Genomic DNA, 12,300 nt, shown 5'->3' on the forward strand with positions numbered 1-12,300 from the left:
CACCAGAAGCCATTGTTCAGCAGTCAAATCGGTTGAATAAGCACGGCGATTCATCCGGCAAAGGTAAATCTCTATGTTTTTACCCTATACCCTCTTAAGCTTGTCGGCGTAATTACGTATTTATCGCGGAATCTTCGTTCGAGACGGCTGCGTACATTGCCCGATGACGGCCGACCCCCACCAAGACGAAGCCACGCGCCGTCGGGCCGTGGCCTGGGTCGTGGCCCTGACGGCGGGCACGGTGCTGGCCCCCCGCCACTACGAGCGCGAGCTGTTGCGCAGCTACCGGCACGGCGGCATCACCATCAACGAGATGAGCGACCTGCTCGACGCGAGCACTTACCAGCTCCTGTACAGCAGCCAGGCCACGCCGCCCCCCACCGAAACGCAGCTCCAGGAGCTGCTGCACCGCGCGCGCGACTACAACGCCCGCCACCAGATTACCGGTTTGCTGCTGTACAGCGACGGCCGGTTCGTGCAGGTGCTGGAGGGCCCCGAGGCCCAACTGCGGGCCCTGTACGCCCGCATTCAACTCGACCCGCGCCACGCGCAGGTGCTCACCCTGGGCCACGGGCCTGGCCCCCGGCGGCGCTTCGCCGAGTTTTCCATGGCCTTCGGGCACGTCGGGCCGGCGGCCCTCGACGAAGCCCTCGACGCCGTGGCGGCCCGGGGGCCCCTGGTGCTGGCCGACCCGCGCTTGCAAATTCTGCTGGAAATATTTGGCTTGCCCGAACCCGACTTGTCGTGAATGACGCGGGCGGCGGGGTTCGATAAACCAAAAGCCTGCGGTGCGCAGGCTTTTTCGCTGATTAGGTTGCCGTGCCAGAATGCATGCCGCAGCGATAAGTAGCTGTCAGAGCGATTGCTACATCGCCTGTCTTGCGCCAAGGCTCACGCCGCTGCGGGGCCGAGGCCGGCAGCCGTGGTGGGGCACTCGTTGCGGACAATGGCCCGTGTCGGACGGCTTTTCCACCTTCGAGGGCCGCTGGAACGGCACCGGGGCCCGCGCCGCAGTTGGCAAAAAAAGCCCCGGCGTGACGGCCGGGGCTTTGGGGTGGAGAATATCGGATTCGAACCGATGACTTCCTGCTTGCGGAGCAGGCGCTCTAGCCAACTGAGCTAATCCCCCGCAGGGACAAACATACGGCCCGGGAAGGATTTGGTGGCCCCGTTGGCCCCGCCGCGGGTTTCCAGCCGGCCCCCGCCCGGAAGCCCGCGGCGGGGGCCGGCTGTCGCCCCCACCGCTCGCCGCTCGCCTACCGGGTCGTCGCGGTGAGTTGGCCGCCCCGATGTGCGCGGGCCACGTGCCGCGGGGGGGGGGGCGCAGTTTTCCTGCGCGTGCCCGGTAACGGCCCCGGCGTGGGGGCGGGGGCGGTAATTCCCCTTCCTTGTTCTACCTCCCTTCCTTGTTCTTTTTCACCCGTAAGCCCCCGGCGAAGGCGCCGGCCTTGGCCTGTCGAGGAGCTGCAACATCGTGGCCAAAGGGCCCGGCGGCTCGCTGGCCGTGGACAGCCGGAAGGGCGAGTGAACCGAGTTTACGCGGGGCCTGCCGACGGGGCTCGTCCGGGCGTGGCGTAAAGAATGTGGCGTAAAGAATGATAACCCGTGCGGGTGCGTTGGACGGTTTGGGCCCACGGTGGGCAGGGTAGGGGCTTGCGCCGCGGAAGCCCTAGCTTTGCGGGCAGCGCCCGCGTGCCGGGTCGCCCTTTCCCCCTCCGCCTCCGTGCACTCTTGGCAACCCGTCTTGTTTTTGGCGCTGGCGGGCGCCCTGCGGGGCGCGGCCCCCGGGGTGCCCGCCCCGGCGGTGCTGCGCAAAGACCTAAAAAAAGATTTCGGGGCCGTGGGCGACGGCCTCGCCGACGACCAGGCGGCGTTCGGGCGGGCGGCGGCGTTCTTCAACGCCCGGGCGCGCACGCCGGCCGGGGCCGGGCCGGCCGTGCTTTTCATTCCGCGGGGCGTGTACCGGGTGGGCCAGCAGCTGGGCGGGGGCGAGGCGTACCGCACCGGGGCCCCCGTGCTGGCGCTGGTGGGCTGCCGCAACCTCACCGTCACCGGCCAGGACAGTGCCCGCACCGAAATCCGCTACGCCGACGGCCGGCGCTACGGCGCGTTCGACCCCGCCACCGGCCGCGCCTACCGCTCGCCCGCGGCCGTGTTCACCAACATTGCCTACGCGGCGACCGGGGGCGTCTGCCTCGGCCTGAAGGAGTGCGCAAACGTGGTAGTGGCCAACCTGGCCCTCAACGGCAACAGTGCGCACCTGGAACTCGGCGGCTTCTGGGGCGACACGGGCATCCAGCTGGCCTGCGACGGGGTGTTCGTGGACAACTCCCGCGACGTGACGCTGCGCAACGTGGCGGTGCACCACTTCGGGCGCGACGGCATCCAGGTGCTCAACCGCTTGGCCCGGGGCCTCGACGACCCCGCCCGCGACAACATCGTGCTCGAAAACTCCACCTTCGACTACAACGGCCGCCAGGGCCTGTCCGTCACCGGCGCCAGCGGCTTGCGGGCCGTGCGCTGCAGCTTCAGCCACACGGCCCGGGTGCAAAACCCTACCGCCGCGCTCGGCGCGGGCCACGCCCTGTTCTCCAACCCCGCCGCCGGCGTCGATTTGGAGCCCGAGGGCGGCTACGTGGCCCACGTGGCCTTCGCGCGCTGCCGCTTCGTGGACAACGGCGGCCAGGGCCTGGTGGCCGACCGGCCCGGGGGCCCGCACCCGCCCGCCACGGCCGACGTCCGCTTGACCGACTGCACCCTCTGGGGCACCACCAACTGGTCGGCGTGGGTGACGCAGCCCGGGTTCCAATTCCAGGGCTGCCGCTTCTACGGGGCCTTCGTGCACGGCTGCGACGCGGCCACCGCCGCCGAGGCCACCGCCTTCGACGGCTGCACGTTTGAAGACCGGCCCTACGCCGGGCGGCCCGCCCTGGGCCCGTACCTGTTTTTCTCCGACCGCCGCGCCCGCCGCCTCCGCTTCACGGCGTGCCGCTTCGTGCGCCGCGGCGGCCCCTGGCTGCACCTGGTGGCCCCGGACCCGGCCGATACGGCGGCCGGGCCCCATTTTCTGGGCTGCACGTTTGAGGCCGGCCCGGCCCCGGCGGGGCCCGGGGCTGGCCCCGTTTGGACTGGGGCGGTGTTTGGCGGCCGCGCCGTGCTGCGCGACGCCCCCGGTCTTTTGCCACCGCACAACCAAGCGGAAGCGGCGGGGGCCCCGGCCGAGCTGAGCGGCCTGACCACGGTGCGGGCCCCCGGCCGCCTCGAGCTGCGGGCCCGTACGGCGGCCTGGCTGGTGCGCGGGGGCTTCGACGTGGGCCGGGGCCCGGCTAGTTTGCGCGACTCGGCCCGCGTGGTGGTGGGGGAGGGCAATGCCCTGGTGCTGGCCGCCGCCGCGCCCGCCGACACCGCCGCGCTTTACGTGGGGCCCACGGCGCGGCTGCTGGTCCAAAAAGGCGGGGCGCTGGAGCTGCGCCGCTACGCGCGGCTGGTCGTTGCCGGCGCGGTAGTGGTCGAGCCCGGCGCGTATTTCTTTCGCGACCCGTTGGCCCGCGTGCGCACCGTGGGCGCGGGTACGCTGCGGGTGGCCCCGGGGGCTGTTGCTGCCCGGCACCCCACCTTGTCGCCCGGCGACGACTAGTGTCTGTTTATTGCCCAAATGAACAAAATAACTTATTATCCATTTGGGCAATAGTTGGTTCGGTGGCTGTTTCCGTTGCCCCGCCTCGCAAATGCTTGGCTAACTGGTTCGGAGCGCGCGTTTCTTGATTCGGTGCCCGGCGTAGCGAAGCCGCTGCGTTAACAGCGCCGGCCCAGCGCGCGCTTCGCGGCCAGCGGTTCTTTCATTACTCATTTGTATTATTCATTTGGACTTCATCGAACCCACTGCTGTTTTTATCGAGGAAAAATTTCGGGGCGAGGGCAGCGGCCACGACTGGGAACACATCCGCCGGGTGTGGCGGCTGGCCGAGCGCCTGGCCGCCGACACGCCCGGGGCCGACCCCGAGCTGACCGCCCTGGGGGCCCTGCTGCACGACGTGGCCGACTGGAAGGCCCACGGCGGCGATTACGAAGCCGGCCCGCGCGCTGCCCGCGCCTGGCTGGCCGGCCTGGGGGCCCCGGCGGCGCTCATCGGGCGCGTCGAAACCCTCATCCGCGAGGTGTCCTTCAAGGGGCTGGGCGTGCCCACGCCGGTGTCGTCGCCCGAGGCGGCGCTGGTGCAGGACGCCGACCGGCTCGACGCCATCGGGGCCATCGGCATCGCCCGGGCCTTTGCCTACGGGGGCCACCGGGGCCGCCCGCTGCACGACCCGGCCGTGCCACCGGTGGCCCACGCCTCGTTCGCCGCCTACCAGGGCAGCTCGGGGCCCACGCTCAACCATTTCTACGAAAAGCTCCTGCACCTGCACGAGCGCCTGCACACGCCCGCTGCCCGCCGCCTCGCCGCCGGCCGCCAGGCCTACCTCGAAGCCTTCGTGGCGCAGTTCCTGGCCGAGTGGGCAGGGGAGGCGTGAGGGGCGCAAGCGGGGGGCCTGGGGTTGAGCGGGGGCGGGCCCCGGCGATGAAGCGCTTGCCCGGTTACCTTTGGGCGGCAAGCCGTTATCCCTTGGTTTCCTTTATCCCTTTATTCCCCTGTGCTATGAGCTTCTCTACCCCCCGTCCCGTTACCCGCCGGCCGCGGCTGCGCGTGCTGGCCCTGGGCGGGCTGCTGGCGCTGGCCGCCGCCGGTTGCCGCACCTGCCCCGTCGAGTCGTGCCGCGTGCGCAAGGTGCACCTGCACAACGGCGTCAGCTACCGGGGCGTGCCGGCCTGGATGGTGTGGAAAAAGAAAAACCCAGAGGTGGGCCAACAGATCAAGGTGGCGGGCCCCTCGGGGGCCAAGCCCCTGAACAACCACGCCAAGCCGCTGAAATAAGCGCGGCCGTAAGCGCTCCGCTGGGGCCCCGCCCGGCCCGGTGAAAAGGCCCGTCTGGCTTGCCAGAACGGGCTTTTTTGCGTACCTTCGCGCGTCTTACAACACTCTTCATTCCGCGGCTGGCGCGGGCCCTTGGCGGGTCCGGCGGGCCGCTTTTCTACCTGGTATGGCAGACGGCGAAAAAATCATTCCGATCAACATCGAAGACGAGATGCGCGGGGCTTACATCGACTACTCGATGTCGGTCATCATCTCCCGGGCCCTGCCCGACGTGCGCGACGGCCTCAAGCCCGTGCACCGGCGCGTGCTCTACGGCATGAGCGAGCTGGGCGTGTCCTACACCAAGTCCCACAAGAAATCGGCCCGCATCGTGGGCGAAGTGCTGGGCAAGTACCACCCCCACGGCGACAGCAGCGTGTACGACACGATGGTGCGCATGGCCCAGGACTGGAGCTTGCGCTACCCGCTCGTGGACGGGCAGGGCAACTTCGGCTCCATCGACGGCGACTCGCCGGCCGCCATGCGCTACACCGAGGCCCGCCTCAAGCGCCTGGCCGACGAGCTGCTCGGCGACCTGGACAAGGACACGGTGGATTTCCAGCCCAACTTCGACGACTCGCTCGAGGAGCCCAGCGTGCTGCCGGCCAAGCTGCCCAACCTGCTCGTGAACGGCACCACCGGCATCGCCGTGGGCATGGCCACCAACATGGCCCCCCACAACCTCACGGAGGTCGTCGACGGCGTCGTGGCCTTCCTCGACGACCCCCAGATTACCGTGGCCGGGCTCATGGCCCACGTCACGGCCCCCGACTTTCCCACCGGCGGCACCATTTACGGCTACGAGGGCGTGCGCCAGGCCTTCGAAACCGGCCGCGGGCGGGTGGTGATGCGGGCCAAGGCCACGTTCGAAACCAGTAAAACCGGCAAGGAGCAAATTGTCGTCACCGAGATTCCCTACATGGTGAACAAGGCCTCGATGATCGAGAAGACGGCCGCGCTCATCAACGAGAAAAAAATCGAGGGCATCGCCGATTTGCGCGACGAGAGCGACCGCGACGGCATGCGCATCGTGTACGACCTCAAGCGCGACGCCGTGCCCGGCGTGGTGCTCAACAACCTGTACAAATACACCCAGCTGCAAAGCTCGTTCGGCGTCAACAACGTGTGCCTGGTAAAGGGGCGCCCGATGACGCTGAACCTGCGCGAGCTGATTCAGTACTTCGTCGAGCACCGCGGCGAGGTGGTGGTGCGCCGCACCCGCTACGAGCTGGCCGAGGCCCAGAAGCGGGCCCACATCCTCGAGGGCCTGCTCATCGCCCTCGACCACCTCGACGAGGTGATTGCCCTCATCCGCGGCTCGCGCGACGGCGACTTGGCCCGCGCCCAGCTCATCGAGCGCTTCGCCCTGAGCGAGGTGCAGGCCCGCGCCATCCTCGATTTGCGCCTGCAGCGCCTCACCGGCCTGGAGCGCGACAAAATCGTGGCCGAGTTCGAGGGGCTGATGCGCGAGATTGACCACTACCAGGCCGTGCTGGCCTCGGAGGAGCTGCAGCGCGGCATCATCAAAACCGAGCTGCTGGAGCTGCGCGACCGCTACGGCGACGCCCGCCGCACCGACATCAACTACGCCGGCGGCGACTTTTCGACCGAGGACATGATTGCCGACGAGGCGATGGTCATCACCGTGAGCCGCGCGGGCTACATCAAGCGCACCCACCTGGACGAGTACCGGGCCCAGGGCCGGGGCGGGCTGGGGGCCCGGGGCGCGACGAGCAAGAAGGACGACTTCACGGAGCACCTGTTCGTGGCCACCACCCACGAGTACCTGCTCTTCTTCACCGAGCTGGGCCGCGTGTTCTGGCTGAAGGTGTACGAGGTGCCGGAAGGGGGGAAGGCCACCAAGGGCCTGCCCATCCAGAACCTGATTGAGATTCCGCGCGAGGATAAAATCCGCTCCGTGCTCAACGTGCGCGGCCTGAAGGACCCCGACTACCTGGAGAACACCTTCCTCATGTTCTGCACCGAGCAGGGCACGGTGAAGAAAACCCCGTTGGAGGCCTACTCGCGGCCCCGCACGGCGGGCATCAACGCCATCACCATCAACGAAGGCGACCGGATTCTGGACGTGCAGCTGCTGGCCCCCAACGCCGAAGTGGTGCTGGCCCTGCGCTCGGGCCGGGCCGTGCGCTTCAACGAAGGCAAGGTGCGGGCCATGGGCCGGGCGGCGGCCGGCGTGCGCGGCATCACCCTGGCCGACGCCGACGACCGGGTGGTGGGCATGGTGTGCATCGCCGACCCCACCCAGGAGCTGCTGGTGGTGAGCGAGCACGGCTACGGCAAGCGCAGCGCCCTCGACGAGTACCGCATCACCAACCGCGGCGGCAAGGGCGTGCGGGCCATGAACGTGACCGACAAGACCGGGGCCCTGGTGGCCATCAAGGACGTGAACGACGGCGACGATTTGATGATCATCAACAAGTCGGGCATCACCATCCGCTTGCGCATGAGCGAGCTGCGCACCATCGGCCGCGCCACCCAGGGCGTGCGCCTGCTGAAAATCGGCGGCAACGACGAAATCTCGTCCGTGGCCAAGGTGACGGCCGACGACGCCGAAACGTTGGAGGCCGAGGACGGCGCGCCCGTGGCCGGCCCTGACGGCCTGGAGCCGGCCGCGCCGTTGGCCCCCGACGCGACGGTGGACGCGCTGGGCGGCGACGCGGAATAAACCGGCCGGCGGGCGGCATTTTGCCGCGTTGCAATAGGAGGGGAGCGGGGCGTTTGCTCCGCTCCCTTTATTTTTGGGCACCCGCGGGCCCGGTTATGGCGTTTCCGGCCGTTCTGGCCGGTTGGCCGGGGCCGTTGCGGGGCCGTCTTTCCCTTTCTTTCACCCCGCCGGGCGCGCCGCGCCCGGAGTTACCCGCGCTCCGGCGCGTTACTTTTTTTCCATGAAGAAAATTCTTTCGACCCTGGCCGTGGCCGCCGCGCTGGCCGCCGCGGCCGTGCCGGCCGCCCGGGCCCAGAACTCGGCCGTGACCAACGCGCTGCTCAACCAGAAGTCGGGGCTGCTCGACAAGGCCCGCGCCGACATCGACAAGGCCGTGCTCGACCCCAAGACCAGCGGCAAGGCCAAGACCTGGTACACCCGCGGCGACGTGTACGCCCAGATGCTGGCCAGCCCCATCTACGGCAAGCAGCTGCAGCCGGGCGAGGGCCTGCAAAAGGCGTCCGAGTCGTTCAACAAAACCATCGAGCTCGACACCAAAACCGGCGAGTACGGCAAGCTGGCCGTGCCCCAGCTCCAGGGCCTGTACGGGCTGGCCTTCAACGCCGGGGTGGAAGCCTACAACGCCAAGGACTACGACAAGGCCATCGCCAACTACAAGCTGGCCGGGCAGTTGAACCCGACCGATACCACGGCCGTGCTCTACACGGCCTACGCCCAGGAGGCCAAGCAGGACTACCCCGGCGCCAAGGCCAGCTACAACCAGCTGCTGGGCACGGGCTACAAGTCGGTGCAGGTGTACACGCGCCTGCTTCAGCTGGCCAAGCAGGAAAAGAACGACGCCGATGCCAACAAGGTGTTGCAGCAGGCGCTGGCCGCGTACCCCAACAACAAGAACTTCATGCTCGAAGAGTTGAACGTGTACCTGAGCTCGGGCCGCGGCAAGGAGGCGATTGACAAAATCAACAAGGCCATCGCCGCCGACCCGGCCAACGCCTCGAACCTGTACGCCGTGCTGGGCTCGGTGTACGACCAGAACAAGCAACCCGCCGAGGCGCTGGCCGCCTACCAGAAGGCCGTGGCCGCCGACCCCAACAACTTCGACGCGCAGTACAACCTGGGCGTGTACAACTACAACAAAGCCGCCGAAGCCTACACCAAAGCCAGCAAAATGGACCTGAAGACCTACCAGGTGTCGGGCAAAAAGTACGAAGTTCAGGGCAAGAAGTACTTCGAGGACAGCGTGCCGTATTTCGAAAAATCCCTGCAAATCAAGCCCGACGACACGGCCACGATGCAAACCTTGCAGAAAGTGTATTTCCGTTTGGGCCGCACCGCCGATTCGGAGCGCCTGGCGGCCAAGTTAAAAAAGTAGTTTTTGGAAAAGCAAAAAAAGCAAGCCCGCCCTGACGGCCGGGCTTGCTTTTTTATGCCCCGTCCTCTGGCACCGGCTTCCTTCGTTGGGCCCATCGCTTAGCTGTTTAGCTGCTTCGGTCAGAGGCATTAGGGGAGAAGACCTAGTTCGGTAGCCAAGGTCCTAATACCCAACTACTATTTAACTATTTAACATAATATAAATTATAAGACAAGTAGGTACTGTTTCGGCTTCGGGCGCACGCCGGTAACCGGCAGCGTGAATTGCGTCGAAGAAGCGAATGCTTTGCGGTTGACCCGTGGATGAACCGTCGGGTGCCCCAGCAGCGTGCGCGAAGGCCCGTTGGGGCACCCGTTGTGGTGGGTGCCCGCTTAGGTTTGCATGCGTATGGTCCCAGGTGCGTAACAAAATTCACTGCGTTGATCGTTTACGCGTGGCCGCAGTACCGTTTGCATGCCCTGCACAGTGCAGGCTAGCTTGGCTGCGATTACTTGCCGTAGGCTGCGTTGTCCCGGTATTCCGTTAGGGCCTGCGGCAATGGCTGCCTGGCACCCCGTAACACCAGAGGCTAAGTTGCTTCGATTAGTTTGGTTTGGGGTACCGTTTGGGGTACCCCAAACGGAGGACGGCGTGGTACTTCGTTGCCGCCCGTACACTAACCACTAACTTAAAACCTGCTGTATTATTACCGCTGTAAAAGGATTGCGCTACTGACGTCGAGGCTTAGGGCAGCACACTCCCCTGCTACGCTGGTTTTTGACTGCCGGGGCGTCAGCAGTCGCCGCGACTCGGGGCACCCTGGTATAAAATTATTGCTTGCAAGGTGTCCCTGCGCGGGAAATGTTGGTAAAAGAAAAAAAAGTATAAAATTATAGAGTACAAGGTGATGCAAAGGTAAAATGTATTATTCCGCAAGTTATGTACTTATATTCGTTTAAAGTATTAAAAAGTATAAAATATAATGCAAATTTATACTTTTTAATACTTTTAATAAATTTATACTAACTTTTTTTTTCTTCCTACGTTATGTGCCTGCCACCATTGCGCCTCTTTGTACCATGCCCAAACTTATAGACTACCCCCGTACCACCTATGCCAGCGCATGGGAAGTGGCCGAAGTAGTGGATGATACCGGCGGCAAGTGCGCCCTGGAAACTTGCGCCCGCAAGCTCGACCGCAAGGTGAGCGGCTCGTTCAAGGCCATTGTGGGCTCGGCGGTGAAGTTTGGACTGCTGACCAGCAAACGGGAGCTGCTGAGCACCACCACGCTGTTTCGCCGCATCAAGCACGCTTACGACAAGCAGGAGGAAATGCTTTTCCATCGGGAGGCCTTTCTTACGCCACCGCTTTTTACGCAGCTGTGCCGCAAGTTCCGCCAGCGCGAATTGCCCGTGCAAATGCTGGACGTGATGCTCATCCGCGAATTCGACGTGGAAGAAATCAACGCGGCGGCGGTGGCCAAAGCTTTTGCCGAAGGGGCCCGCGCCGTGGGCCTCCTAGACGAGCACAACACCGTGGCCGACATAGACCAGCACGCGGCCCAAACCGCCCCGCGCCGCGAACTGGCATCGCCCCCCCCGACGGTAAACTCATTCCGTGCCCCCGAAACAGCCGCACCGGCAGTGGTGCCCCCAATGCCCGAGCGGCCAACTCCGGCACCCCGCCCCCAAGCCACGGCCCCCAAAGTCGTGGACGACGACGCCGTGGCTTCGCTCTTTGGCCTAAGGAGTAACGGAGACGAACGAAGGACCACGGAAGCCGCTTCAGCCGCTCCGGTGGCGCCACAACCCGCCAGACGGCCCACGCCAAGCCAACCGGTGGCCAGCAGCAGCCCCGGCAGGGACCTGCCTGCCCCCTCCCCGGCCGTCCAGCCCACGGCCCCCCCAACGCAATTTGCCGTGCACCTGAGCGGGCCCGGCCTGGATACCCAACTGGTCATCAGCGACGAGGACGACTTGTTGTTGGTGCAAGGCTTGCTGGAAAAAATCCGGCGGCAGCTGCGGACGTAAAGCGCGCCCACCGGCTTATTTTTAAGTTATGTTAAACACAATGCTCCGCACTAATTAAGCTGCTGAGTTGAACACGGGCTCATTGTACCAGTTGGGCAAACAACTGGTCCAGCGTTTCGGCGGCGTCGCGGCACAGGCCGGGGTGCACGGCCGACGTTTGAACCACGGTGCTGCGCGTGGCCGTGAGCCAACGGAACCGGCTGGCCAGCGGCAGCTGCCCGATGGGCCCGCCGTCGGGCCGGCCCCGGCAGATGCGCTCGAAAGCGGCCAACCGGGCGGCCAGGTCCGCCGCGTCGAGGCCAGGGCCTGCCAGCACCCGCAGCTTCGCGGCGGGCAGCTCCAGGCGCGCGCGCAGAAATTGCTGCTGGGGGCAGTACACGATTACGCCGGCGTTCACGAACTCCTCGCGTTCGACCCGCGGCACCACGCGCACCACGGCGTACTCAAACAAGTCCATCGCGGGCGGCATTGGCTTCGTGAACGAACGCCGCGGAGGCGGCCAGCCGGGTTTCCAGGAACCCGACGTAAGCGCCCCGCACCGCGGCCGGCGCGGCCCCGGGGAAGGCCTCCCCCACCCAGCCATCGGGCACCAGGGCCACCACGGCCCGCAGCACCGCCGGCGTCAGGCACGCCCGGCCCAGGGCATCGGCCGCCACCAGCTCAGCGGCTTGGGGCAGCAGCACGTGGTCCTTGATTTGGGGGAAGGGCCGCACGCCGCTGGCCCGGCCCCAATCGGGGCCGGCGTGGTGCACGTACAGGGCCGCGCCGTGGTCGATGAGCCACAGCTCGTGGTGCCACACGAGCAGGTTGGTGTTGCGGGCGGTGCGGTCCACGTTCAGCGTCAGCGCGTCGAGCCACACCACGAGCGAGGCCAGGGCCGGGGGCACGGCGCGGCCCAGCGGGTCGAACGTGTGGGCCCCGGACAGGTAGTGCAGCGCCAGGTTCTGGCCGGTGCTGGCGCGCAGCAGGTCCTGGATTTCCTCGTCGGCCTCGCTGCGCCCGAAGGCCGCGTCCAGCCCGGCCAGCACCAGCTCGGGCACCCGCAGGCCCAGCGCCCGGGCCAGCTCCCCGACGATGAGTTCGGCGATAAGGGCCTTCACCCCTTGCCCCGCGCCGCGGAACTTGAGCACGTACAGGAACCCGTCGTCGGCCTCCACCAGGGCCGGCAACGAGCCCCCTTCGCGCAAGGGCGTCACATAACGCGTCACGGCCACAGTGCGGAGCGGCGAAATAGAAACGGCGGGCGGCAAAAGCGGGGAGAATTAGGGAACGATGGGAAAGG

9 protein-coding genes and 1 tRNA gene are annotated in these 12,300 nt (G+C 66.5%); 7 read left to right on the top strand and 3 right to left on the bottom strand.

What is annotated here, in order from left to right; all coding sequences use genetic code 11:
* Positions 1-163: 163 nt before the first annotated feature.
* Positions 164-748, top strand: a complete 585-nt coding sequence (locus HNP98_RS19840; RefSeq protein ID WP_173811930.1) for a BLUF domain-containing protein — start codon at positions 164-166, stop codon at positions 746-748.
* A 307-nt stretch (positions 749-1,055) separates the two neighbouring features.
* Here HNP98_RS19840 and HNP98_RS19845 read toward each other — a convergent pair.
* Positions 1,056-1,129, bottom strand: a tRNA-Ala gene (locus HNP98_RS19845).
* Between the two features lie 594 nt (positions 1,130-1,723).
* Between HNP98_RS19845 and HNP98_RS21620 the strand changes: the two genes are divergently transcribed.
* The 6 genes from HNP98_RS21620 (at position 1,724) to HNP98_RS19875 (ending at position 11,018) form a co-directional block, all read left to right on the top strand.
* Complete coding sequence (locus HNP98_RS21620; RefSeq protein WP_217425847.1) at positions 1,724-3,637, top strand: right-handed parallel beta-helix repeat-containing protein; 1,914 nt, start codon at positions 1,724-1,726, stop codon at positions 3,635-3,637.
* Positions 3,638-3,863: 226 nt separating this feature from the next.
* A complete protein-coding gene (locus tag HNP98_RS19855) occupies positions 3,864-4,511 on the top strand; it encodes an HD domain-containing protein (RefSeq protein ID WP_173811931.1) in 648 nt (215 codons plus the stop codon).
* Positions 4,512-4,636: 125 nt separating this feature from the next.
* On the top strand, positions 4,637-4,912 hold the full coding sequence (locus tag HNP98_RS19860) for a hypothetical protein (RefSeq protein WP_173811932.1): 276 nt from the start codon (positions 4,637-4,639) through the stop codon (positions 4,910-4,912).
* Between the two features lie 166 nt (positions 4,913-5,078).
* Positions 5,079-7,637, top strand: coding sequence for a DNA gyrase subunit A (gene gyrA / locus HNP98_RS19865; protein ID WP_173811933.1), 2,559 nt, complete (start codon positions 5,079-5,081; stop codon positions 7,635-7,637).
* 220 nt (positions 7,638-7,857) lie between these two features.
* Positions 7,858-9,009, top strand: coding sequence for a tetratricopeptide repeat protein (locus HNP98_RS19870; RefSeq protein ID WP_173811934.1), 1,152 nt, complete (start codon positions 7,858-7,860; stop codon positions 9,007-9,009).
* A 1,058-nt stretch (positions 9,010-10,067) separates the two neighbouring features.
* The gene (locus HNP98_RS19875) at positions 10,068-11,018 is read left to right on the top strand and encodes a hypothetical protein (protein WP_173811935.1); all 951 of its coding nucleotides are present in this window, start codon (positions 10,068-10,070) and stop codon (positions 11,016-11,018) included.
* Between the two features lie 79 nt (positions 11,019-11,097).
* Here the strand turns inward: HNP98_RS19875 and HNP98_RS19880 are convergent, their stop codons facing one another.
* Positions 11,098-11,487 carry a DUF3037 domain-containing protein gene (locus HNP98_RS19880; RefSeq protein WP_246275243.1) on the bottom strand — a complete coding sequence of 130 codons (390 nt, stop codon included), beginning with the start codon at positions 11,485-11,487 and terminating at the stop codon, positions 11,098-11,100.
* Positions 11,462-12,268 (bottom strand): HipA family kinase, encoded by an 807-nt coding sequence (locus HNP98_RS19885; RefSeq protein ID WP_246275244.1) that lies wholly within the window; start codon positions 12,266-12,268, stop codon positions 11,462-11,464. The genes HNP98_RS19880 and HNP98_RS19885 overlap by 26 nt, the downstream gene beginning before the upstream one ends.
* Positions 12,269-12,300: the final 32 nt, after the last annotated feature.

The organism is Hymenobacter caeli, assembly GCF_013294115.1.
Lineage (GTDB): Bacteria > Bacteroidota > Bacteroidia > Cytophagales > Hymenobacteraceae > Hymenobacter > Hymenobacter caeli.